Consider the following 24920-nt stretch of genomic DNA (forward strand, 5'->3'; position numbering starts at 1 on the left):
CTTTAAAAGATATATTCGGCCCGATGTTTGAAGCGATGTTAAAAGGTGAAATGAACCATCACTTGGGGTATGAATCCAATGATAAAGGAGAAAAAGAAACGTCAAATAGACGAAATGGATACGGGAAAAAGTCGGTGAAAACAACAGCTGGAGAAGTGGAAATATCCGTTCCTAGAGATCGTGATGGGTCGTTTGAACCGTATTTAATACCAAAACGTCAAAAAGATGTTTCGGAAATGGAGAATAAGGTCATTTCTATGTATGCGAGGGGAATGTCGCAGCGAGATATTTCCGCCACCGTTGAGGACATTTATGGTTTTTCTGTATCCCATGAAATGATTTCAGATATTACAGATGCAGTTCTACCTGAACTGGAAGAGTGGCAGACACGCCCATTAAGCAACTGCTACGCTTTCCTATTTGTCGACTGTATGTACACAACGATTAGGAATCAATATGAGACAAAGAAATATGCAGTCTACACCATTTTAGGTTATACGATAGATGGAAAGAAGGATATTCTAGGTCTGTGGCTGAATGAAACAGAAAGTAAGCATAAATGGATGCAGATATTTGATGAGTTAAAAGCTAGAGGGATTGAAGATATTTTCTTTATTTCTATGGATGGCGTAAGTGGCTTAGAAGAAGGAGCCCGTGCCATATTTCCTGACGTTACCGTTCAAAGATGCATCGTTCATTTAATTCGAAACGCTATTAAATATGTCCCAAGCAAAGATTATAAAGCATTTACAGCTTCTTTGAAGAAAGTCTATGGAGCTCAAAGTTTAAAAGCATGCCAAAGTGCATTTGAAGCCTTTAAACAGCAGTGGTCTGCTTATCCAGGTGCCATTGATGTGTGGATAAGGAACTTTCACCATGTCGAGCAGCTCTATGATTATGGTAGTGCCATTCGTAAGATTATGTACACCACTAACGCCGTAGAAAGCATCCATTCCAGCTTCAGAAAAGTCACAAAAAAAGGAGCATTCCCCAACGAGAACGCTCTACTGAAAGTCTTATTTTTACGTACAAAAGAACTGGAGAAAAAGTGGAACGGTGGCCACATTCAAAACTGGTCCATGGTCATGAATCAACTACTCATCCATGATAAATTGGAGAGTAGGGTTTTAAAATATATTTAAAACTTACACACTTTTCTTGACAAGCCCTCAAAGGAGGGAAAATGTAAAAATATATGTCACTTTTATAAATAAAACTCATTTATTTGTTTAATAAAATTGATATTTCCTAATAAATTAAATTCTCACTCCGTCTTTCATCTTTTTTCAGTGAATTTCAAAAGAAGTAACTTTTAATGGTAGAATATCCTCTAATCGGATTCACTCCAATTAAAACATTTAACTATTGCAAAGTTTATTCTTCACAATAAATCCAATAGATCGCTTTTCAAACCCTTTATAGTTTTTATTATCCTTACCTATTTTTTCACCCTTCCACTTTCGATTGATATGAATAATATTTTACTAGATAGATCTGTTCTTTTAAATTGACATAAAAAATGCCGATATTTATATAATTATAAGCACCGGCAAGCACTATCTAAACTAGACTATTATTTCTTTTCGTTCCCATCAATTAGTCTTATTCAAATAGATTCATCTGTTCCACTTCCCCAAGTCTGTCCATCGTTACTGGTTCATGATCCTGAAAGTAAGCGTGATGTAACCACTTCTCTTTTGTCATCACCTTTTTAGTCCTATCTGCAGTTGCTCTTAAACGACAGCTATAGATTACAGGGAAATAGTCTTGCAAAAACTTTCCTTCCGCATGCGCCGTTAGTGCGATAATTTGGAACCCTAACTGTTCTGCCACGAAGAATACTGGACTTAGTACGTGATCACTAGACGCTTTACCGAACGGATTATCTAGGATAACAGCTCGATGGCGTTTCATATTTGTTTGGAGGTGCTGTTTTTTCTCAGCCACATAGTTCAAGATCCCTAAGAAAAGTGTCATATTCTTACTCCACTTCTCCCCTCCTGACCAAACGTTACTTTGTTCCCAAGAAAATGATCTAGATGTTACTTTATTATCGTTCGTAACCTTTCGACAGCTTACCTTCATAACCTCATTATTCATGACGACTTGCAGTAATTGTTTGGATTGGAGCCACATTTCTATTTCTTTTCTAACTTTTGATTCATCTTGTATTCCTTGCTCATTTATAAACCGCTCTGATTCCAGTTGCTTTAATATCCATTCCACATGATCTCTAATTCGAGATTTACCAACCTCTTCTTCCCACTCAGGGATAGAAAAAGTAAAGACTTGTTTCCAATCATCGCTTACCTTGACCCTAGTCTTATTCGGGATTTGTTTTAACTCTTCCACAACCATTTTTAGATGCGTATGGATTTGGTTAATGAATAATTGTAAATCCTCATCACTTTTCCTTATATGCTCATTGGCATAGTTGGTTATCCGGTCTATTCTAGAGAACATGTTCTTCTTAAATTCAACTAAATCATAGTAGGTTTGCTTACTTTCTACCCCAGTGATTGCCATTTGTTGAAGTTTAATATCCGAGATTTCATTCCGACAAAAATCACGAACCTTATTTCTCGATTTCCCTACCTGTTTCTGTTCATGCTCGACAGACTGCCTTGCTTGCTTCATATCTTCAACTAAAGATTTGGCATATTTTTTTCTTTGATAATGAAAGTCAATGGCCTGCTCCGCTGTTAAAGGAATTTCCTGAACATCTGGTGCATTAAAGTGATGACTTTCGATGTGAAGCTCCAATTCACGTTCCGCTGCTTCAATATTAGCAAGCTCCTTTTGTATTCTCGCCATTTGTTGATCAATAAATGTTTTTCTTTCTTCCAATCTATTACTTTCTAGTTTCAATTTTTCAGCTACCACGTCTGTAGAATCTCCAAACTGGATGATCGCTTGCTCTCCAAACCTAGAACGAAATTGCTTTACCTTTGTTTGCCATGTTCCTTTTTGATTTTCTTTTGCGGATAGTGCCTGTTTTGTAGCATCATTAAGTCCAGATAGTTCGGCTTGAATGGACTCCATCTTATCCCAAATTTTTTGGAGCAAATGTTCTCCGTCACTAGGAAAATCCATATTGTCCTGCAAATTACCATGCTGATGCCAAATTTCTTCTACTTGCTTATTTAACCGGTCTATAGCATCCTTGGCTGCTTTTTGCTTAGCAAGCCATTCACCTTGTGTAACTGTAATCCTATCAATCTTACGGTTCAATTCTACAATCTCCGTCTTAATAACGGTCTTACTTTTATTAGAAAACACTGGTGTTAACATCTGGACAGACTGATAATCATCATCTTGATTAACTGTACCTAATTGGACATCCAACTCATTGATCCGCTCTTTGCATTCACTTATTTGTTCTTCCAACCCTTGTATTTCTCGGATTCGTTTTGTGTGTTCGCTTTCTAACTTTTGATGCCTTAGCAACGCATCTTCTTGTTTTCCCTTACTTGCCGAGACCTCTTTCTCATAACCTTGATACTGTAATCCACTTGTTATTTTCGTATCTAAACCTTGCATTTCATTTGTGAAATTTTTGATCTTGACTCGATTAGAGTCTTTTTCAGAGCGAATCTTTTTATTCCGCTCTCTTTCCTGTCCAACTTTATCTATTATTTCTTCTAGCTTGTTAGTCCATTCTGACAGTTCTGTCGTAACCTTTACATAACGCTCATACGGATAATCCTCAATAAATTTATACAATGCTTTCCTTGCATCCTCAAAGCTAGTAGACTCTTGCTCTTTGATCTCTCGCTTTTTGGTTATTTGTAGGGCATCCTGTTTCATTTGTTGCTTCCACTCATTAAAGCGATCCACCTCTACATTGTCTCCCCAATGTTTTGGTGCAACCCATGCCTGATGCTTGCTTTCATTCATAGCAAGTGCCTCTTCCGTTGTTAAAACGGTGATTGGATATTGAAGCCGATTAGCATTATGATTCAGTTTGTCTAAAAGCTGCTGTTTCGATTTATTTGTTGTAATTAGCGTTATTGGCCATAATGAAAAGTTTTGTAGTTTTAATTGTTCTGCTTCTTCAAGTGTCTGCATGTACTCAACACCAGTTATCAGGTAATCAAACTGGTTCTTCCATGCAGTCAACTGTTCTTCTAAAAACGCATCTGCAAAGAAAACTTCCTGACCTTGATAATCATCAACAAAACGGTAAGCTAATCGTTCTTGACTTAATAGGTTATTCCTTTCCCTTCTAAGTTTTTCAATTTGTTCAGTCAACCTTGTTTCGATTGTTTGTTGTGAGGTATAGACATCATCTAAATTTGCCCACTGAGGACGTAGCCCTGCTAATAGCTCAACCAACGCAGTTTGTCGCTCATTCATTTGATCCAGTTGAAAGGACACAGTATTTCTTTGCATCTCTATAGAAGTCTGCTCTTTTATATAAGCATCCCTCTGTTGTTCTGATTCTTCTTCTTGCTTACTTAAAAGTCTAATTTGCTGTTCTAATCGGATAATTTCCTCATCTAAAAACTGGGAACGTTCTTGCCACTTTGGTAGTTCCTCTGATACTTTCTCTTGCTCTGGATTAGCGAGAATCTGCTGTTTAATCCTATCCATATCACTCGTTCTTCCATCAATTGTTGCCTGTATTCCTGAAAGGAGCTTCTCTACTTCCTTGATTTCTTTCAATAATTTTTCCTTGTTTGTTTGTGCTTGTCCACTTTGTTCGAGAAGTGGGTTAAGTTGATAGCTGACTCCTTGTTTTTCCTTGTTAATTTTCTCGATCTTGTCTAAGTAAAAGCCTAGTAACGCTTGACTAGCTTCCTGTAGTTGTGCTTGATAATCCAACAAATCATCAGTTTTTTCGAACAAGGCCAGTTGTGTCTCCACATGTGTTAACTGTTCTTCCTGTTGTTTCTTATCCAGTTTTAATCCAGCTAATTTCAAGGAATAATACTCTGTTTTATGATTATTCCAAGACTCTTCTTTATCTGCCAGATGGGCTTGTGCTTGTTGGTAGTCTTTCGTTAACTGATCTAACTTATCTTTTTCAACCAAAATATCATACGAATCTGCTTTAATTGTATAAAGGTTATTATCCACTTCCCATTTGGTCATCATCTCAACTGCATCTATTTGCTCACTTGTTGTTTTTCTTTTTTGCTCACCTATTAGCGTCCAAACACCTTTCACTTGTTGCTTTGTTTTCAGATAGGCCTGTTCTTTGTTATGAAGTTGTTCAAATGTTAACACATACTCATCTAGCTTCTGTTGAATTTTCTTATTTTCCTCAATCGTCTCTTTTAATTTCTTATAATTTTTAAAGCTGGCATGCTGTTTCTCGAACATATCCGCAAACATTACGTAGTCGTGACCAACAATAGAATCTTCAACAGTAGGAATTAACAAACGGTCAAATAGTTGATTCGTACTTTTACAATCATCAAAAAAGGCTTCTACTCCACCTTCTGTACTATTGATTTTGACTATACTATCCCATTCACTAGCAATAATATGATACTGTTTTTCAATAAAGGCTTTAAATTCTTTTATCGTTTGAAAGGTATGAGCAAAAATAGACGATCGCTCTTTCATTAAACTATAATAATCTTGCATTTCCCCTCGCTCTGCCGGCCGCTTTCCTTCTCTCCCATCTCTTACAAATGGAATGCCTTCTATTCCGTTTGGATCATTGGCATCATATTCATAGACATAACGCAACGAATCTAGGCCATGCTTTGTTAAAAATAACGTTACAGCAGTCACCACATAACGCCTCGGTTTATCATGATCAATCCACTCAATGGCAATGTGGGCAGGTGCGTTTTCCAGCTGTAGCGTATTCTTAATTTTTCGGTCAGCTAATTCTACATGCGGAAGAACAGCTTGTAAGGCTGTTTGAATTAGGACTGTTTTCCCTCCTCCGTTTTCCAAAAGAATTGCTCCATTATGACCATCGAACAAAAATACTTCATCATTGTAACGTTTATTCCCTTCCTCATAGACAACGTTTGTTAATCTAATTTTACTAATCGATGGCATGATCCTCCGCCCTTTCATAACCATATATGAATTCAAATATGCCTTTGTTATACTCAATCTCCATGAAGAATCGCTGAACAATGGTTTTGGCCTTCTCAGTAATCGTAATCTCACTATTACCAATTTCTTTTATTAATTCTTGATCATGTAAAAATTTCTTGACTGTATCGATGAAGCTTAGTCGACTAATTGTATTACCAGACTGTTTCTTTGCTGTTTCCTTAATATCATCCATGTCGTCCCATTTCTCCATAATCAACCCCCAGTTATAGGAAAACTCTTTCTCATACTCCTTTAACTCCTCAGGATCATGCGATTTTAGTTGATCAATGCGCTCTTGAATAGAGGTTACCCACTCATCTATACGAATAAATTGTCGGGTAGGCTCTTGGCTATGATACGTGTCATAAAATACACCGAAAAGAATGATACTTGAAAAATATAATAAGTAAATATCCCCATTGGTTGCACCCGACTTGAGATAATTTCGCTTAATCCAATCATTACTTACATGGAATGGAGAAAGTCTTGTTTCCGGAACTAAAAACATCTGCTCACTAGTTGTCACAATAACGCAATCCACCTCACGCCCAAATGCTTCTAACAAACCCCGAATTGATTCATCTGCTCGATAAGCTTGGACCGTCTCTAGATCCGCCATTCCGTCCCGAGCAAGTTTTGTATAAATTTGAAATGCTTTCATCACTTTATCTTCAGGATAATTCATCTACTTCATCCTCCAAATCGATCTCCATCTCTTGAATCGAAAAACGATTGACTCGATTAATAATTCCTTTGCCCTCTTTAACCGTTAAGGTTTGATTACCAAGCAGATTTAATGCTTCTCCTAATAACGTTTTTCCTTCTTCCTCATCCACTTCGCCTTTAATAATCGGGGAGCGCTGGTGAAGAATCATCCAAAAGTCGTAAAAGAAACGATTTTCATAGAGTGCTGATTGGTCCACCTTATCCAAGTAATCCATAAACGTTGATAAAGTACTCGCTTGGACAACTTCAACGGCTTCCAAATAATAGCTCATCAACACTTTGTATGTTTCTATTAAAGCTTTTCGATGCGGATTGTCCTTTTCCTCGTCATCTACTTCATAGAACGTCTGCTGACTACTATTCTCTCTTTCTTCCAAAATATTCTGTTCAGCAAAGAGTGCTAACGGGGACCATACTTGGTTTTCTTCCACTTTTAAAAAGGGATGTAGTACCCCCTTCATCGACTCAACAGGAAGTGGAGTCGAGACAATTTTCGATACTAAGTCCTGATCAAAATTAAAAGCTTGGATTCCTGTATAATAAAGAGATTCTTGTGCCGTAATTAATGCAGTATTTTTCAATGATAGTGTCTGTTCTAATAGTCTTGAATGTTCATAATGCACCGACTCTAATTCGCTCGTAATCTGAATAATTAATTGATAGGTTTTCACTTCTTTTTTATGAACATCCTTCGAATATAGGCGTTCCCTCGTTTCTTTCACAAACAAACGAAGTTCTTTAAACTCTTCATCTTCTCTTGTTAACCGTCCATAAATATCCTCTAACAACTGCTTGTATCGTTCGAACGTCTCCTCCGATACAATACTGCGTTGAATTTCATGCTTCAATCGGGTCATTCGCTCTTGTAAATTTTCCACATCAATGTGCATTTCGTTAATCTGTCTTAGGGCACCTTTAAACTCACCCTTATCTAGTTGCTTACGGAGAATCAGTTGATTAATAGATAATTGAAATTCACTATAAAATTCTTTCGTAGCAAATACTAGCTCTAACCCATCTTCATCTAACGTATAAAACTGTGTACTTGTTTTCATATCAAAGTCATTTGCTTTTAAAATGGAATAATCAATCTGCTCTTCACTGGCAGACTCCCAGTTATAAAAAGAATAACTACGTTTTTTACCCGTTGTTGGACGAAACGTTTGAATAATTGTCCTAGCTATTCTTTCATACTCCCCTACTTCTAACCTATATTGACTCTCTGTTAGCTGTTGAAGAAAAAATCCCAACTCTTTAATTCCTGTTTTATAGTGACGCATGAGTTTTTGTTCAAAGAAAAATAATAAGGTTAACAGTCCTAGACCTTTCATATCAATTGGCATCTTATTATGATCAAACTCTCGTTTTCTGTCTAAATCAAACAATGGATCAAATAAAGCCAGTCTGCGTATGCGTTCGCGGTAACCACTCGTAATATCTTGAAGATCTAACTTGTCCAATCCGACTCCCTCCAGATCCTTTGCAGCTCTTTCGTTTTCAGAATTTCCTGCGGATAATAGTTTCCGTTTTCCAGTAGATTGCTAATTAGTTTTTGATCAGATGATTTAAAAAAGGCAATAAAGGAATCTAACGCTTCTTTCCTTTCTCTTTGATATTCCTTCCCTTTTACCGCTTCCTTCTGCAAACATGCTTGGTAGAAGGGTAATGCTAGTAATGCTTGCTGTTTCTGATGTAGCGAATACCAAATAGAAATCCCCTCTTTATCCAAGTCCCCAAAATAGTAGAAATTATGATCTGCCTGTACAGGGAACTGCATCGAAAACTGATCTATACTTCCAATTACTGTTTTCCCACTTCCATATATCAATGTGGAAAAATTAGTAGCATGAAGTACAGGAAGTAATCCTTGGTAAGTAGTTTTGTTTTCCACAATTAAATGATATTGTGTCACTTCCCTTATGTTTGATGGATTAACTGCGAACATTAATGGTTCTGATACAGGAATAATGGCGAGCTTATCAAAAAGTCCAACTCTATCTAACAATTCCTTCCCACCAAGTTCCGTTATCCATTTTTCGTTCCCCACTATTTCAAAGCTTCGTTCTGGTGCGGGAACCTGCACCGTCGGAAGGCCTTCTGTTCTTAGATAACGATCTATTTTTTCCAAGTAAATCAAATCATGCTCCCAAACTGTCGGGGCTTGACTATAATAGTAATCCAAATTAATCAATGGATGTAACGTTATTCGATAATTTTGTATTTGCTTATGTAGGTTTTGAGATAAATCATTTTTGTTAATCCGATATTGAAAAGCCAATGATGGTACTCTAGTTGTCCGCCCTTTTGACTTCACCATTACTAGAGTACCCGCACTTTCTAGTTGAAGAACTACCTCCGCGAAATCCTCGTATGTATTCAGTACGATTAATTTCTCCAATTCTGTTATAGTAATTGTTTTTTTCTTAAATGCTGCTAGGTGCCTCTTAATCCGATCCAATCGACACACACTCCTAATATCTTACAAAGATTATACGTTCATTGTACTAGATCAGATCGATTATATCAGTAAAAAGATTGGGATAATTTTTGCTAATATAAGCAAAGGGTGTGGAGGAAGTATCTGTTTACTTCCTCCACACCCTTTTTTTCTAAATTAATATGCGCCGTACCCAACACCTACATAAGAAGCACCGATAATTATTAAAAGAATAAACAATACAACGATCAACGCAAAACCATTGTTATAACCGAATTCTGCACCCATTAATTTAGCCTCCTTTTAAATTGCTATAGTAATACACTATGAAAAACGGGCAAATTTGTAAGGGCGAATGTCATAGGTGGATGGAAATTTCTACTTCATATTTATTTTTTCACATAAGAAAAAAGGACCCAATTGGGCCCCTTCTAATTATTCTCCTAGTACCTCTTCAATCGGTCGGATAACTGGAACAGCTGCTCCTTCGTACTCTTTTTCGATAAAGCTTGTTACTTCATCTGAATGATAGATTTCTACAATCTTTTGAAATGCTTCTTCGTCCTTACGATCTGTGTGTGCCGCAATGATGTTAATATATGGTACGTTTTGATCGTCTTCACGGAATACGGGGTCAGCCGTTGGGTTTAAGCCTGCCGCAATGGCAACGTCAGAGTTAATAAGTGCTGCTGTTGCGTCCTGTAAACCACGTGCTGTTTGACCTGCTGTTACAGGAACAATTTCCAAGTTCTTTGGATTTTCAGTAATTGCTTCAACACCACCATCACCTGCAAAGCCTTCTTCAAGCGTAATTAACCCTGCTTTTTGTAGGAGCATTAATGCTCTACCTAGGTTTGTTGGTTCTTTCGGAACGATGATTTGTGCACCGTCTTCTATTTCACTTAACTCTCCTACTTTGTCTGAATAAATACCCATCGGCCAAATTGGTGTTGTCCCAATCGCAGATAAGTTCAAGTCACGTTCTTCAATAAATGACTCAAAGTAACTAATTGTTTGGAAAGCGTTCAAATCAATCTCACCATTGTCTAAAGCAATGTTTGGTTGAACATAATCACTGAATTGGATAATTTCAATTTCAATACCTTCTTCGGCCGCTAATTCCTTCACTAGCTCCCATGTAGGTGTTTCTGCTGTTGTTGTACCAACTTTAACGGTTTCGTTATCTGATCCACAACCTGTAATAATAAATAGTAATAGTGCTGCTAGCGTAAATAAAAGTTTCTTCATCTTTTGCGCTCCTTCTTGTAGTGTTTTTTTATATAGTAAGATGATTTAGATCATCCATAACCTAACTTATTAAGATCTTCTGATTTTTTTTGATAAATAGTTTCCAAGTGATTGAATGAATTGAACCATGATCACCAGGATAATGACCGTAATAACCATTACTTCTGTTTGGAATTGGTTATACCCATACGAGATAGCTAGATCACCAATACCGCCACCACCTACAGCACCAGCCATCGCAGTTGCACCAATTAGGCCAATGATCGCAATCGTCAACGATAGAATTAAAGAACCTAACGCCTCTGGCAATAAAAATTTCCAGATGATTTGCCAAGGGGTCGCGCCCATTGCCTCCGCTAATTCAATCGTTCCCGGATCTACTTCTAATAACGAGTTTTCTACCAATCTTCCAATGTACGGCGCTGTGTAAAACACTAATGGAACAATTGCGGCCGTTGTACCGATAGATGTACCAACAATTAGCCTTGTGACCGGAATGATAGCTACAATTAAAATAATAAATGGAATCGAACGTAGCACATTCACAACAATATTCAATATATTAAATACTGCTTTATTTTCTAAGATGCCATTCTCTCTCGTGATCACTAGAATAATTCCGAGTGGGATACCAATTAGTATCGAAATAAGGAAAGCGACAATAATCATGTACATTGTATCGTTTAGTGCCCCAAATAATTCAGGCCAAAACCATGACCAATCAAACTGCATCTGACTTAACCTCCTTAATCGTTACCTGTCTTCCTTTAATATAGTCAACAACGTTATTAATTTCTTGTGGATCCCCGTTCAATTCTACAATTATATTCCCAAACGGCTGCCCTTGTATTTCCGTAATCGTTCCATAGATGACATTAATGTCTATCTTAAACTTCTTAGCAACATCGGAAAGTAATGGATCATTGGCAGATTCTCCCTTGTAGAGAATCCTGTACACTGAATTAGATTCACCTTTTTCTAACACTTTTTTCAATGTCGCTTCCGGTAACGCATCATTTAGCACGGTTCGAACAAAGCTTCTCGCAATGGCTGTTTTTGGCTCTGTGAACAGATTAATCGTAGAATCCTGTTCGACAATCACACCACCATCTAGTACCGCTACTCGATCACAAATATCTCTAATCACATTCATCTCATGCGTGATTAATAGAATTGTAATACCTAACTCATCACGAACCTGTTTTAATAGCTCTAAGACGGCGTTCGTTGTATCTGGATCTAGTGCAGATGTAGCCTCATCACACAGTAATACATGTGGATCTGTTGCGAGCGCTCTAGCGATACCAATTCGTTGTTTTTGCCCACCAGACAATTGTTCCGGATAGTGATCTGCTTTATCTTCTAGTCCGACAAAAGAAAGAAGCTTCCTTACCTTCTTGTCGATATCCTCTTTTGCATACCCCTCTATAATAAGTGGCATGGCAACATTTCCAAATGCTGTTTTTGAATGCAACAAATTAAATTGCTGAAAAATCATCCCTATTTTTTTCCGTTCTGCTCTTAACTTCTTAGGTGACAATTTAGTTAAGTCTGTTCCATTTACTTTCACTTTACCAGACGTAGGCTTCTCTAATAAGTTAACGCAACGAATCAAGGAGCTCTTACCAGCTCCACTGTAGCCGACTACACCAAATATTTCCCCTTTTTTGACCTCAAGGTTTATATCCTTCAAAGCTTCAACAGGGTTGTCTCCACCCTCACCATAAACCTTTCGAATTCCTTCAAGTATTAACATAACTCTCTCTACTCCTTTGTTCTCTCATACGCTGCAATCATTTCTGTAACAAAAAAAGAACCCGTTTCTTTTGAAAGAGGCTCTTCATTCTATAGAAACCTTATCTCTCAGAAATATCTTCTGTAGGATTTAGCACCTTTCTCTTAGAGAAGGTTGCCGGATGTCATTGGGCCTTGTCCCTCGATCACTCTTGATAAGCAATATTCAATTATTATTTTTCCATCATATCGAGTCGACATAAAATTGTCAACACTATTATCAAAACTTTTTAGTTGACAAAATTTAGTAAATCAATCATTTAGAAAAACGCTTCATAGAAAATGGGCGAATATCAAGCGTTGACTCCCTGTTCCCTATGACCAATTGGCTCAATATTTCTCCAATAACACTGCTAAATTTAAATCCATGTCCAGAAAATCCACAAGCAATTACTACATGATCATGACCAGGATGCTTATCAATAATAAAATCCTCATCCGGTGTCATCGTATACGTACATGCTTTGCCCATTTTGTGTGACCCAAGCCTTGGCATAAACTGTTCTGCATAGCTACTGACATCTTGTTGGTCTTGTTCATATGTTCCAAATTCAGCTAACGGTTGCTTCATATCTCTAGGAATCCCACCATCATGTCTCCCAATCTTTACCCCAGCTTGATCAATACTTGGAAAGCCGTAATAAGTTTCAGTTGGTAATTCAAATGAAAAGGCAGGAAAATCACTAGAGCGATAGAGGCTTTCATCTGTTTCAAACCAGGAAAATGTGTTTCGTTCTTCTTGTAATGGTAGCTCTAAATCTACTAATGGCAGAAGCTTTCTTGTTCCTGCTCCTGGCGTCATAATTAAAGACGCTGCTGTGAAGCTTTCATCCGCTGTGTCCACCTGTACACTATCTTCAAAAATAGTGATGGATGTCACCGGGGCATTAACCTTTAACACGGCACCATGCGCTTTCGCTTGGTTTCTAAAAGCTCTAATACAATTTTCACTCATTAATACACCTGAATCTACTTCGTAACAGCCTATATAACCCTCAGGAACATGAAAGCCTGTCCACCGTTTTTTAATTTCGTCCGCAGTTAATTGCTCTACATTTAATGAGTAGTTTTTTGCACTACTGATCACGTTTTGAATAAATGTAGAGTCTGGCTGTCCAATGTTGATAACACCAGTCGGGAGAAAGATTTTCTCTTCTGATTGCTCTTCTAATTCGTTCCACAGTTCTTGTGCACGTAAAGCCATTTTTACGTAACTTTCCCCTTCTCCATAGGCATGACGAATAATTCTAGTCTCTCCATGATGAGAACCTTCTGCATGTGGAGGATTATGAGAATCAATTAATAATACACGCTTCCCCTGTTTCGCTAAATAGTAACCAGCGGCCATCCCCATCGATCCCGCACCTACAATAATAACTTCATAGTTCATCTCTATATACTCTCCTTTCATATCCCAACGTTCAAACTTACATTAACTTGAATAATACCTTCATCTGCATAAAAATTCAATGTTAATAATTTTCAGAGGGTAGTTAAAGGACAGCGGCAGAGACTTACCTCGATGATTGTCTTGTTTATCCTTGCTCTTATCACATGTGAGGTTTGTTCGTCGAGATATTAGCCAACATGAAACTTAATAAGTAAATTTGATTTTCCAACAAAAGAAGTGAGGATATGCCAGTAACTCCTGGCATATCCTCACTTTTTATTTTAAATTAATATGCGCCAAATCCACCTACATAAGAAGTACCTACAATGATTAGAAGAATGAACAATACAACGATCAACGCAAAACCATTGTTATAACCGAATTCTGCACCCATTCTTTAGCCTCCTTTTAAATTGCTACACTAATAACCTATGATCCTATAGCCAATTTGTAAGGGCGGATGACCTAGAAAACAAAAAATCTCACCTATCGATGTGAAGTAGGTGGATCTTAATACACCATTTCCTTAAGTGACGGATCTTTTTCTTAATCTATTACATCTTATAATAAAAAGTAAATCCATAGTAGTTTATCTACTTTAATCCACGGGGCCGACTCCTATATAGTCAAAGGTATTTATATCTGCATATACAATCATATTATTTGTAGAAGACTGACTTTTTGTTTGAAATTCAATCTCATATACCTCCCGCCCTTCATATAAAACATGATCAACCTGATTCATCCATTTTTCACTCAAAGTAACTGTAGATACTTTCCCATCCTTCCAAGTGCCATCAATCCATGCCTTTTGACCGGAAGATAACTGGCCCCACACGGTTAACTTAAGATTTTTTGTAAGCAGCTCATCATCGGGTGCTTCATTATTAATGTTAATTTTGTCTTTATTTACGGTATCTCGTGCACTTTGGTTAGAACAACCGACTCCAAACAAAAGAACTAAACAAAGAATAAATATCAAAGATTTCCTCACTATCAACACCTCCTTATAAAATAGACGTACTATAGATATTGAAGTTACAGGAATGTTTTTCTACAAACGTTCAATAATGCTCTACTTTTTATATGGTATTCTTGATTCTTTTTAATTTGTCAGAGCATACCTCAATTTGATCTAATACACCTTAACAATACATCAGTACCACCACAATAATTCAATAAGATTCTATCTAACTCCAATCAATGTATCTTGGGTCTCCACCAAATAATTCATCCGCTACTAAATCACCTTCTGTATCAAAGGCCCTAATAGTCCATGTATCCATTGAATATTCATCAGCTACAAATAGGACATAGTTATCCTTTACTTGTTTCAAATTATATATGGCAATTCATTAAGCGATAAATCGTATTTATTAGATAGCTTTATGCCTTCCATATGGTTCCCAAGTGTAATATACTCAATGTTAGAATTTTCAGCAGTCTTTACCGCAACTAAGAAGTCATCATCATCGGCAATTCCAATCGCTTTAAATGGTTGACCTTCTTCTACCATTGCCCCCGATGTACTACCATCAAACTTATATAAAAATCCATATTTTTTATGTATTTCTGCTACTCCAAATGCTCCCGTTTCATCTTCAAATAACACGGCTTTTGCATAATCACCAATATCGCTTGAACGAACCATCTTAACATCACCTGGTACAGCATTTATCTCATTAAAGTGTAATTCTGACAGGCTCCTTGTTAAGAATATAACTAAAATTAAAAAGACAACAAAGAAAGCTTTTTTCATATTAACCCCCACCCATTGTTCATCTCATATTTCCATCTAGCATTAAGCTGTCCTTCATTTAAATTCGATTTTGCATCACAGTCATATTAACATATAACCCCAATATACTTCTCTGACTATAAAAAGAAGAGAAACGCCAAATGACGTTCCTCCTCGATTTTAAACGCATCTATACCAAGAAAATTATTGTTAATTTTGCTTTACTTTAGCACGCTTTATATCAAAAATTCCAATCGTTATACAAACTATAAAGCCTAGTACTAAGATGACTGTAAGCATCCAATTATCTCCCCAACTTGTAATGGCACTACATAAACAAGTCAATGCAATAACTATCGCTCCATATTTCTCTCTCCACTTTTCTAATTTGGAATTTTCATCACGCAATCAGTCTTCTCCCCTTTTCTTTTATAAAGGCCTCACCTGCTAATCCCTAATTATTTTACATGGTTATATCTACTTTTTTATTTCTTTTGATATTTTTTCAGCCTGACCATCCAAGTAGTCTATACTAAAAAACCATAATAAGCTTATTCCCAGATAGAAAATCGCTAAAATGCCGAGGTTGTCTATTACATTCTCCCACATAGTTTTGGAAGTGAAAAAATGTCCCCAAATAAGTGATAAAACTAAGTAAAAAATAGGGGCTATTATATGGATTAAGGCATATAGTAATTTCAGAACTTTATATTTACTCAAAAAAACACTCCTTTTTAGAAATCGCGTTTCCCTAATGTATCTCTACTTATGTGTATTGAAATGTCCCATAAAAATGCACCTTTTTGCTTTGAATAATACTCTATTTCCTATCATACTTAACCCCAATCATAAAAAAAGGTATGAAAAACACCTACTATTAGGAAAATATCATCTAAATAATCTCCGTTAACTACTTGAATTTCTATTTCGTCAGGTAGAGCTACGTTCATTCTCTTCCATTTGGCGATAAGTTGCTCGTCTTTAATCCATTCAGTCCAACCAAACCTTTCTTTCCTAGTAACTGTATGGATTACACCCTTATAATAAAATTCTACTATTGGACTAAAATGGAATTTACGCACATCTTTTAGAACAAGAACATGTTCCTGATCATTAGCATCAAAGTATATAACATCATATTGCTTTTTACCAAAAAACGAGGAGCTTTCTTTCGATTTAAACTTCAATTCGTTGTTATGATCAACTATCTCATAGGCTGTAAACCAATTGTTTAAAATGGAAGTATCAAGTAATTTTGTGAACCAGTTTTTATAAATCCTTTTTATTACTCCAATTTTCCTACTACCCTGATAAAGTTCAATAGGTTTGGTTGAATCTCTAAATTGAAATCCTGGCGTGTACTTAAAATAATACATACCTAACCTCTCCTTTCAAAAAGCTTCTGATAGTTAATACGCTTGATCAACTATTTGGTTTCAAAATTAAATAATTTAATAAGCTGCAGCTTTATCTTTCACTATCAATACTACTCTGAATGAAGCGTAGGATAACGAATCCTTTTTTTAGAAATTTGTGCTTCAGTGTCCCGAACTTAGGCGATATTTTTTTATAATTCCATTAGATTTACGTAAATAAAAAGACCACAGCGAGTAGCTATGGTCTTTAGATATGTGATTCTCTTTGTGAGGCAGTAACCATTTAGGATATGTCCCCCTCAACTTTAGCTTTTGTTGGATAGATTTAACAGTAGATGAAATTGGAAACACCTTTCCGATTTCCTAGCCACAGCACTTTTTGTATTTTTTGCCACTACCGCAAAAGCAAGGATCATTCCTGCCAATTTTCCGTTCATTGACCACTGGGACTTGCTCAGTTTCATCCGACTCTAAGTCCAAATATTTCCTCTCGTAATACTCTGGGAGTTTGGATAATTTTTTACAGTATCGTTTTTCATTATAGTACTCTTCGCTGGTAGCAACTTGATGGATCTCTTCCACTAATACTGCAGCAATCATTACCTTCAAGTCCTCCATAGAATAGCCAAGATCCAGTAGTCTATTTAATGTCCTCTTTGTACACTTTGGGTTATTGGCATTTAATTGATTATCTACTACTTCCAGCAATTGCGCTTTCAATTTATAGTTAACCACATCTATTCTCCCTTTGAAACTGAAATTAGGAATAATCTACCTTTCTTGTCACCTGATCTTCACGCTTTATCTCCTCCCTAGTAGAAGGAGCTGCCATATTCTTTAGATCATGTCCAGAAGGTTTCTGGAATAATCGGATTCCAAACTCTGGTGCTACCGCAAACAGGTGATCAAAGATATCTGATTGAATCGTTTCATACACGTGCCATCTTACATCATTGGTAAAGGCATATACTTCTAATGGCAAGCCGTGTTCACTTGGTGCCAGCTGTCTAACCATCAAGGTCATATCCTGTCTAATTTGCGGGTGATTCTCTAAGTAATTCTGAACATAGATCCGAAACACCCCAATATTCGTCATGGACCGTCTATTCACTGTACTGCTGTCATCCAAATCATTTCTGGCATTGTACTCTGCAATTTCTTTTTCGGTACGACTGAGGTAATCAGATAAGTAATGGATTTTTTTAAGTCTTTCCAACATTTCCTCCGTTAAAAAAGAAATACTAGTTGTATCGATAAACAAAGAACGCATAATCCGGCGCCCACCAGCATTTTGCATCCCTCTCCAATTAATAAAAGAATCGGAAACAAGGGCATAGCTAGGAATCATCGTAATCGTTTTATCCCAATTTTGAACCTTTACCGTGACAAGAGATATATCGATAATATCGCCATCTGCACCGTATTTAGGCATCTCAATCCAATCCCCAACTCGCACCATATCATTTGCTGCCAATTGAACGCCTGCTACCAGACCTAAAATAGAATCTCTAAAAATAAGCAATAGAATGGCCGAAAGAGCACCTACCCCACTTAGAAGAATGAACGGACTCTGCCCTAGTAAAATTGAAATGACTAACAGAACTCCTACAATGACTACTACAATGTTCGCCACTTGTAGATATCCCTTAATCGGTCTACTTTTAGAGATTTCAAAGGTTTGATAAATATCATTAATTGCATTTAGTAAACTAAATATCACCGTCAACCCTGTGATAATCATATAGATGATGGCCGCTTTTTCAATGAACGATTGATAAGTCGGAAAAGCCTGCGCAAAGAAAAATATAATGATAGCTGGTACAACATGGGATATCTTATGAAAGACTTTTCTTTCAAGTAACATATCATCCCATTGGAACTTGTTATTTTTAATGAAATGGCTAACGATCCTCATGACAAATTTTTTAGTAATAAAATTTGCAATGATACAGATGATTCCAATAAATAGAATCATAATAATATACGTTAAGTATTCAGCTATGGTAGGTGACAGATTGTATCCTGTTAGCCAGTTACTAATGTAACGCATGTAAATCCTCCGTTCTATTATACGAGAAACGATTGGTCAGATAGTAAGTTATACTTTTACAGAAATTATAGCACAATAATAGCTAGAATTAGACTTTGGGGATCCACCATATTAGAGTCTTACACACCATAACTTTTATCAAACAAATAGAGTGTTTCGGTAAAACAAAACTATTTTGCCGAAATATGTTTTATTGTGTCATTTACGTGGAAGTGTTATTGTAAGACAAATAATTAGGAGGAGATAATATTACAAAGTTAAAATTACTACTACTAGGGATCCCTCTTAGTACGGGGTTATTATTAACAGGGTGTGCCGAGGATGATGCTCAAGAACCTGATCCTAGTGAGGAACCTTCAGAAGAATTAGAAACAAATGGAGAAGGTAATGCAGGGATGGATGCGGAAGAGCCTGATCCTGATGAAGAGCCTTCAGAAGAATTAGAAATGAATGAAGAAGGTAATGTAGGCCCGGATGAGGAAGAACCTGATCTTGACGAAGAACCTTCAGAAGAACTAGAAACAAATGAAGAAGGTAATGTAGGTACAGATGCAGAAGAACCTGATCCTGATGAAGAACCTTCAGAAAAATTAGAAACAAATGAAGAAGGTAATATAGGTGCAGATGCTGAGGAACCTGACCCTGATGAGGAACCTTCAGAAGAGTAAGCATATAGTCGAATTAAAAGATAGCTAGCTGCCCTCTTTTAGAAGGTTAGCTATGGAATATAGAGAAAGATACAATCAACAAGGGGGGTAACCAATAGGCTTATTGATTCGGCCTAGTTCTGGTCGAACAATCCCCCTTTACATTAACATTCTCCTATTGTAGAAGACTTAGTTAATTCGAGACCATCTTCTACAATAGGAGTTTTTTGTCAGAAAATCTAGCATCCTGAGCTCGATGTGTTTTACACTTACAACATGTTGTGAAGTACAATAACTTATGCTTATTATGTAAAATAACTTAATAACCCATCCAAAGAGTTGATCTCAGCAAATGGCTTTATTTCAGTATCATTCTTGGTCATCTCAGGATTGAACCAAACGCCTTTTATATTTGCATTTTGACAACCAGCAATATCCTTTTCTAAGTCATCTCCTACAAATAATGTGTCTTCAGGTTGCACATGAAGCTTATTTAATGCTAATTCAAATATGCGGTTGTCAGGTTTACTAAATCCAACCTCATCTGAAATTAAAATAATATCAAAACAACTATTTAAACTAGTATTCTTTATTTTAGCATTTTGTCTCTGAGTGGAGCCGTTTGTTATTATTCCAACTTTGGCGTGCAACTTGATAGTGTTTACGATATGTATAGTCTCTTTGTCTATAGAAAAACACTTCGGAAAATGATTATTCCAAAAATCTTGCAAGTCATTGCGCGGTAATCTATGATTTGGCGGAAATTCATCAAAAAATAATTCCAACACTTTTACCTTATCACCATTGCCATAGCTGCTATGATCATATAATTTGAATTTCTGCAGCATGTGTTGCTGTGCTACATGATTTAAATCCCTATAACACTTTTCCAAAATAATAAAAAACAAGTTCTCTACTGCCTGATTACGATTAATTAGGGTATCATCTAAATCAAATAGCACGGCTTTGTAACTATTCAACTAACTTCACAGCCTTTCTTATATTAGATAACTTCCTAGTTCACACAATGAACATGATCGTCATGTTGAGACCAGCACCATGGAAATAAGCTATTCTTTACACTCAAAGGAATAGCTACTAGTAAAATTGTTGTGGATTTCTAAGATAGCTTTACCTCCAATCTCGTTACATCTGGAAGTCAGTAAGCTGATTTCCTTCGTATTAAAATATCCGAATGAAATAACTAAAAATGAAACGACTATGATTAGTAGCATTATAATCATAGAAAGGCCTACTAGATTTTTGTTTATCGACATTATCAGTACCTCCTATCCTAGACATCTAAAGTACCACTTTATTTTTTCCTTATAATTGACTGCTGGTTTCATCTTAACACTTTGGTAAGGTCACTATTCTCGCGTTCTAGAAGATTAAAAAGATCTTGAATCGTCCCTTCTAAAATACAGGGTTAACCCAAAAACAATTCCATAGAATAATGACATCAGTAAGGAATACAACCCATAGCTTACGTCAAATAGGTCATTGCCACCGAATAATGGCGTAATAAATAGAAGGTAAAGAGGATATTGTAAGGAAGCTATGGCATCTAAAAAGGCATGTTCAAACATCACTTGCTCAAAAGCTGTGATGAGGAAAACAAGTACTGCTGATATAACGCCCACTAGCGAAAATATCTTTAATTTCTTTTTTCCTTGTTTAGAGTACATGATTAGTAAAAACATAAACACTAGAGTCACTACTAAATTCCAAACATTCATATTCAAATCTGGGTACTTGATCGAAGGCATCAAATTTAAGAAAAAAGCAAATAAATAGGAGCCTATTAAAAATATATAAGGTTTATAATCCAAACTAACTCCCCCTTTATCAATATACCACTTTTATTTAGTGTAATTTTACACCATAGGTATCATTTGTCAATTCGTAAATTGAAAGAAAAAGGTAAGAGATTCTGTGAATTATTGCTTTTGTCATCCAATAATCGGTAGTGGTTTAGTTGATAATAAATCATCAACAAGCAGTTTGTGTTCAGTAAATATATTCTCTCGTAGCTCATCAAGTGAATAAAACGTATTCTGTAACGACTCCTCGTTACTTTCGACTAATTGCCCACTATACTTTTTACAAATAAATGAAAGTAGAACTAGCGATACTTGGTCACATGCCCTTTCATTAACATTTCTAATAACTTATTATTATCCAAATCCACCAATAATACGTCAAACTCAAAAAAGGACGTCAACAATAATCAAAATATGTTTGCAAACAATTTAATTATATACTTTAATGTTAGACCTACACCAATTAGAAAAACACCTAATGTCGTCAAGAACCAACCTAGAATACCATCTATTTCTATTACTAATACAGTGCTAATTAGCAATGCACCTAAAGCTATAAATAATAGGTTCATTATTAACCGTCTCATTGTTTAATCACCTTCTTAATGAAAATAATTTTTGTTCAGTTAAAGTACCCCGATTATAAAATGACCTGAATTGGAAATAGGATCAAAGAGTCAACTATTATAAATAATAAACTGTACATGATGACTGATTCCTTAATAAACTATTTAAAAGTTCCCATTCTACTACATTTATGCCTAAAAAAACCAAAGTGATTTCTTGACTATTTCCTTCCATCGCACTTATATTTTAACATAATTATCCAATTAAAAATCAAACTAATCTGTGAAATTACAGATCAATGAATTGACTAATTACAAAAACTAAAAAAATGAACCCTGTACGAAACAGGATTCATTTTTCCATTGTAGTATAGCCATTTTAAAAAGTTCTTGAGGTACATAGTATAAAAATCAGCTTTTCTTGAATTTAGGCTTCAACATCATAACCTTGCTCTTCAATAGCTTCTTTCATCGCAGCAACTGTTACTTGAGATTCATCAAAAGTAACAGCTACATTGCCAGCTTCTAAATTAACTTCAGCAGTAGATACACCATCTAATTCTTTTAGTGCACCTTCCACCGACATTTTGCAATGGCCGCAAGTCATGCCTTGCACATGTAACGTTTTTTCCATGACCTTTTCACCTCCTTTAAATAGGATAGGACTTGTCATAGCTTCACACGTTTTAACCGTAATGAGTTAGAGACAACACTTACTGAACTTAACGCCATTGCTGCACCAGCAACCCACGGCGCAAGTAATCCGATTGCTGCAATTGGGACTCCTGCTGTATTGTAACCGAAAGCCCAAAAGAGATTTTGGCGAATATTTTTAATCGTAGCATGGCTAATCTTTATTGCTTTCGGAATAAGCAATAGTTCACCACCAAGAATCGTTACATCGGCAGCTTCAATTGCTACCTCTGTTCCGGTACCAATGGCAATTCCAATATCGGCAATTGCTAATGCTGGAGCATCATTTACACCGTCTCCAACCATGGCAACCTTTTTACCCTTATTCTGAATTCCTTTTACTTTTTCTGCTTTTTCTTCAGGTAACACTTGCGCGATTACTTGGTCGATGCCAACCTGTTTCGCAATTGCTTGTGCCGTTCGCTCGTTATCACCTGTTAACATGATCACCTCTAAGCCTTGTTCTTTTAACTCTCTTATTGCTTGTGGTGCGGTTTCTTTAATTGTATCTGCAACGGCAACAATTCCACGGTACTGTTTATCAACCGCAATTAACATTGCTGTTTTTCCTTCTATTTCATAGTCCGTCAGCTGTTGTTCAGCCTCACCAACGTCGACTTGGTGATTTTCCATAAGCTTTCGGTTACCAACAAGAATGTGGTGGTCGGAAATAGTGACCTCGATACCATGACCAGGTATAGCGGTGAAATCGTCCACTTCCACTAAATCAATACTTTTTTCAGTTGCATAGGCAACAATAGCTTCTGCAAGAGGGTGCTCTGAGCCTTTCTCCGCACTAGCGAGTAACTGTAATGTTTCTTCATCACCCGTAAAGTTTGTTACCTCGGGTTTACCTTTTGTGATCGTGCCCGTTTTATCTAACACGATCGCATTTAATTCATGTGTACGCTCGAGATGCTCGCCACCTTTAAATAGGATTCCACTCTCGGCAGCCTTTCCAGTACCGACCATAATCGAGGTTGGGGTTGCGAGCCCTAATGCACAAGGACATGCGATAACCAGAACTGCAATCGCCGCCACTAAAGCAGGTTCCATTTGACCAGGCTCTACAAAAGCGATCCATACGATAAATGTGAGAATGGCTATCCCTACAACAATCGGTACGAAATAACCAGAAATGATATCTGCTAATCGCTGGATTGGCGCTTTTGACCCTTGGGCATCTTCTACTATTTTTACAATTGATGCAAGAGCAGTATCTTTCCCTACTTTTGTCGCTTCCATTTCAATTGATCCATTTTTATTTATCGTTGAGCCGATTACTGTGGCTTCAGCTTCTTTTTCAATTGGAATGGATTCTCCGGTAATCATCGATTCATCGACAGATGTTCTGCCTTTTACCACATAACCATCTACGGGTATTTTCTCCCCTGGTTTTACAACTAAGCGGTCTCCTACAGCAACTTCCTCAACTGGAATCATCACTTCTTCTCCATTTTTTATAACGCGCGCTTCTTTCGCCTGTAAATTAAGTAATGAAGATAGTGCATTCGTTGTTTGGCTTTTTGCTCTTGCCTCTAAATACTTTCCAAATAAAATTAACGTGATTAACACAGCACTTGTTTCAAAGTATAAATGTGGCATATAGATAGGATTGCCGATGGTCTTATATGCTTCGTATACACTATAGAAATAAGCAGCACTTGTACCTAATGCAACAAGTACATCCATGTTCGCTCCACCATTCCGAAGGTTCTTATAGGCACCAACATAAAATTGCCAACCGATAACAAACTGAACAGGTGTTGCTAAAGCAAATTGGAACCATGGATTCAGAAATATAGCTGGCAGATGCATGTTAAATAAATGAACGAACATCGTTACTAACAGTGGCGCAGACAACACAGTAGAAATAATTAGTTTCGTTTTCGTTCTCTTGATTTCTTTTTCTTTATGTGTCTGTTTTTCTGCTGTTTCTGCTTTTGGTTTGGCATCATATCCAAGCTTTTTTATTTTCTCAATGATCGCTTGAGTGTTCACCAGTCCAGGATTATATTCTATTGATGCGGATTCTGTTGTTAAGTTTACCGATGCTTTTTTAACTCCTGCTTGCTTATTCAATACTTTTTCAATTCGGGTTGAGCAAGCAGCACACGTCATTCCAAAAACATCTAATTCCGTTTTCTCCATCAAAACCCCGTAGCCTACATTTTCTATTTTCTTTGTAATATCCTCAATGGAGGTCTTATCTGAATCGTAGTCTACGGTTGCCTTTTCAGTCGTTAGATTGACTTGAGCTTCGACTCCATCCATTTTATTTAATACCTTTTCAACACGGGTGGAACAGGCCGCACAGGTCATTCCTGTTATACCAAGTGTTGCGTGATTTTTTTCTCCCATAATAGTTCCTC

Annotated in this window: 26 protein-coding genes and 1 riboswitch; of the genes, 2 read left to right on the forward strand and 24 right to left on the reverse strand. The window is 36.6% G+C overall.

Annotated features, from left to right (window positions below):
- Positions 1 to 1142, forward strand: a 1142-nt coding sequence (locus H7K77_RS11085; RefSeq protein WP_186577711.1) for an IS256 family transposase, incomplete at its 5' end; no start/stop codon positions are given.
- Positions 1143 to 1602: 460 nt separating this feature from the next.
- Here the strand turns inward: H7K77_RS11085 and H7K77_RS11090 are convergent.
- The 18 genes from H7K77_RS11090 to H7K77_RS11180 all read right to left on the reverse strand — a co-directional run bounded on the left by H7K77_RS11090 (position 1603) and on the right by H7K77_RS11180 (position 18819).
- The gene (locus tag H7K77_RS11090) at positions 1603 to 6018 is read right to left on the reverse strand and encodes a coiled-coil domain-containing protein (protein ID WP_186577913.1); all 4416 of its coding nucleotides are present in this window, start codon (positions 6016 to 6018) and stop codon (positions 1603 to 1605) included.
- Entirely contained in the window at positions 6005 to 6745 is a 741-nt protein-coding gene (locus H7K77_RS11095) for a DUF6063 family protein (RefSeq protein ID WP_186577914.1), read from the reverse strand. Before H7K77_RS11095 ends, H7K77_RS11090 begins: the two co-directional genes overlap by 14 nt.
- Complete coding sequence (locus tag H7K77_RS11100; RefSeq protein ID WP_186577915.1) at positions 6732 to 8246, reverse strand: replicative DNA helicase; 1515 nt, start codon at positions 8244 to 8246, stop codon at positions 6732 to 6734. The genes H7K77_RS11095 and H7K77_RS11100 overlap by 14 nt, the downstream gene beginning before the upstream one ends.
- Positions 8234 to 9244 carry a Wadjet anti-phage system protein JetD domain-containing protein gene (locus H7K77_RS11105; protein ID WP_186577916.1) on the reverse strand — a complete coding sequence of 337 codons (1011 nt, stop codon included), beginning with the start codon at positions 9242 to 9244 and terminating at the stop codon, positions 8234 to 8236. The genes H7K77_RS11100 and H7K77_RS11105 overlap by 13 nt, the downstream gene beginning before the upstream one ends.
- Before the next feature lie 156 nt (positions 9245 to 9400).
- Positions 9401 to 9511, reverse strand: a complete 111-nt coding sequence (locus H7K77_RS11110; protein WP_186577917.1) for a YjcZ family sporulation protein — start codon at positions 9509 to 9511, stop codon at positions 9401 to 9403.
- Between the two features lie 147 nt (positions 9512 to 9658).
- The gene (locus H7K77_RS11115) at positions 9659 to 10471 is read right to left on the reverse strand and encodes a MetQ/NlpA family ABC transporter substrate-binding protein (RefSeq protein ID WP_186577918.1); all 813 of its coding nucleotides are present in this window, start codon (positions 10469 to 10471) and stop codon (positions 9659 to 9661) included.
- 69 nt (positions 10472 to 10540) lie between these two features.
- Positions 10541 to 11203, reverse strand: a complete 663-nt coding sequence (locus tag H7K77_RS11120; RefSeq protein ID WP_186577919.1) for a methionine ABC transporter permease — start codon at positions 11201 to 11203, stop codon at positions 10541 to 10543.
- Positions 11193 to 12227 carry a methionine ABC transporter ATP-binding protein gene (locus H7K77_RS11125; RefSeq protein WP_186577920.1) on the reverse strand — a complete coding sequence of 345 codons (1035 nt, stop codon included), beginning with the start codon at positions 12225 to 12227 and terminating at the stop codon, positions 11193 to 11195. The genes H7K77_RS11120 and H7K77_RS11125 overlap by 11 nt, the downstream gene beginning before the upstream one ends.
- Before the next feature lie 97 nt (positions 12228 to 12324).
- Positions 12325 to 12427, reverse strand: a riboswitch (SAM riboswitch).
- Positions 12428 to 12521: 94 nt separating this feature from the next.
- Complete coding sequence (gene solA, locus H7K77_RS11130; protein WP_186577921.1) at positions 12522 to 13655, reverse strand: N-methyl-L-tryptophan oxidase; 1134 nt, start codon at positions 13653 to 13655, stop codon at positions 12522 to 12524.
- A 286-nt stretch (positions 13656 to 13941) separates the two neighbouring features.
- Complete coding sequence (locus H7K77_RS11135; RefSeq protein WP_186577922.1) at positions 13942 to 14049, reverse strand: YjcZ family sporulation protein; 108 nt, start codon at positions 14047 to 14049, stop codon at positions 13942 to 13944.
- Between the two features lie 204 nt (positions 14050 to 14253).
- Positions 14254 to 14649, reverse strand: a complete 396-nt coding sequence (locus H7K77_RS11140) for a hypothetical protein (RefSeq protein WP_186577923.1) — start codon at positions 14647 to 14649, stop codon at positions 14254 to 14256.
- A 196-nt stretch (positions 14650 to 14845) separates the two neighbouring features.
- Complete coding sequence (locus H7K77_RS11145; protein WP_186577924.1) at positions 14846 to 14992, reverse strand: hypothetical protein; 147 nt, start codon at positions 14990 to 14992, stop codon at positions 14846 to 14848.
- Positions 14989 to 15414, reverse strand: coding sequence for a hypothetical protein (locus tag H7K77_RS11150; RefSeq protein ID WP_186577925.1), 426 nt, complete (start codon positions 15412 to 15414; stop codon positions 14989 to 14991). Before H7K77_RS11150 ends, H7K77_RS11145 begins: the two co-directional genes overlap by 4 nt.
- 189 nt (positions 15415 to 15603) lie before the next feature.
- Positions 15604 to 15801 carry a hypothetical protein gene (locus tag H7K77_RS11155; protein ID WP_186577926.1) on the reverse strand — a complete coding sequence of 66 codons (198 nt, stop codon included), beginning with the start codon at positions 15799 to 15801 and terminating at the stop codon, positions 15604 to 15606.
- 69 nt (positions 15802 to 15870) lie between these two features.
- Positions 15871 to 16113 carry a hypothetical protein gene (locus H7K77_RS11160; RefSeq protein ID WP_186577927.1) on the reverse strand — a complete coding sequence of 81 codons (243 nt, stop codon included), beginning with the start codon at positions 16111 to 16113 and terminating at the stop codon, positions 15871 to 15873.
- 116 nt (positions 16114 to 16229) lie between these two features.
- A complete protein-coding gene (locus tag H7K77_RS11165) occupies positions 16230 to 16769 on the reverse strand; it encodes a tubby C-terminal domain-like protein (protein ID WP_186577928.1) in 540 nt (179 codons plus the stop codon).
- Positions 16770 to 17132: 363 nt separating this feature from the next.
- Entirely contained in the window at positions 17133 to 17489 is a 357-nt protein-coding gene (locus H7K77_RS21305) for an SEC-C metal-binding domain-containing protein (RefSeq protein WP_235988914.1), read from the reverse strand.
- 40 nt (positions 17490 to 17529) lie between these two features.
- On the reverse strand, positions 17530 to 18819 hold the full coding sequence (locus tag H7K77_RS11180) for a mechanosensitive ion channel family protein (RefSeq protein ID WP_186577929.1): 1290 nt from the start codon (positions 18817 to 18819) through the stop codon (positions 17530 to 17532).
- A 395-nt stretch (positions 18820 to 19214) separates the two neighbouring features.
- Here H7K77_RS11180 and H7K77_RS21045 point away from each other — a divergent pair, with 395 nt between their 5' ends.
- Positions 19215 to 19487 carry a hypothetical protein gene (locus H7K77_RS21045; RefSeq protein WP_222599335.1) on the forward strand — a complete coding sequence of 91 codons (273 nt, stop codon included), beginning with the start codon at positions 19215 to 19217 and terminating at the stop codon, positions 19485 to 19487.
- A 284-nt stretch (positions 19488 to 19771) separates the two neighbouring features.
- Here the strand turns inward: H7K77_RS21045 and H7K77_RS11190 are convergent, their stop codons facing one another.
- The 6 genes from H7K77_RS11190 to H7K77_RS11215 form a co-directional block, all read right to left on the reverse strand.
- Positions 19772 to 20428 carry an HAD family hydrolase gene (locus H7K77_RS11190; RefSeq protein WP_186578008.1) on the reverse strand — a complete coding sequence of 219 codons (657 nt, stop codon included), beginning with the start codon at positions 20426 to 20428 and terminating at the stop codon, positions 19772 to 19774.
- A 108-nt stretch (positions 20429 to 20536) separates the two neighbouring features.
- On the reverse strand, positions 20537 to 20743 hold the full coding sequence (locus H7K77_RS11195) for a hypothetical protein (RefSeq protein WP_186577930.1): 207 nt from the start codon (positions 20741 to 20743) through the stop codon (positions 20537 to 20539).
- A gap of 114 nt (positions 20744 to 20857) precedes the next feature.
- The gene (locus H7K77_RS11200; RefSeq protein ID WP_186577931.1) at positions 20858 to 21298 is read right to left on the reverse strand and encodes a hypothetical protein; all 441 of its coding nucleotides are present in this window, start codon (positions 21296 to 21298) and stop codon (positions 20858 to 20860) included.
- Between the two features lie 398 nt (positions 21299 to 21696).
- A complete protein-coding gene (locus H7K77_RS11205) occupies positions 21697 to 21876 on the reverse strand; it encodes a hypothetical protein (protein ID WP_186577932.1) in 180 nt (59 codons plus the stop codon).
- Positions 21877 to 22282: 406 nt separating this feature from the next.
- On the reverse strand, positions 22283 to 22489 hold the full coding sequence (copZ, locus tag H7K77_RS11210) for a copper chaperone CopZ (protein ID WP_186577933.1): 207 nt from the start codon (positions 22487 to 22489) through the stop codon (positions 22283 to 22285).
- Between the two features lie 35 nt (positions 22490 to 22524).
- Positions 22525 to 24909, reverse strand: a complete 2385-nt coding sequence (locus tag H7K77_RS11215; protein WP_186577934.1) for a heavy metal translocating P-type ATPase — start codon at positions 24907 to 24909, stop codon at positions 22525 to 22527.
- Between the last annotated feature and the right edge of the window lie 11 nt (positions 24910 to 24920).

The organism is Aquibacillus kalidii (genome assembly GCF_014280935.1).
Classification (GTDB): domain Bacteria; phylum Bacillota; class Bacilli; order Bacillales; family Amphibacillaceae; genus Aquibacillus_D; species Aquibacillus_D kalidii.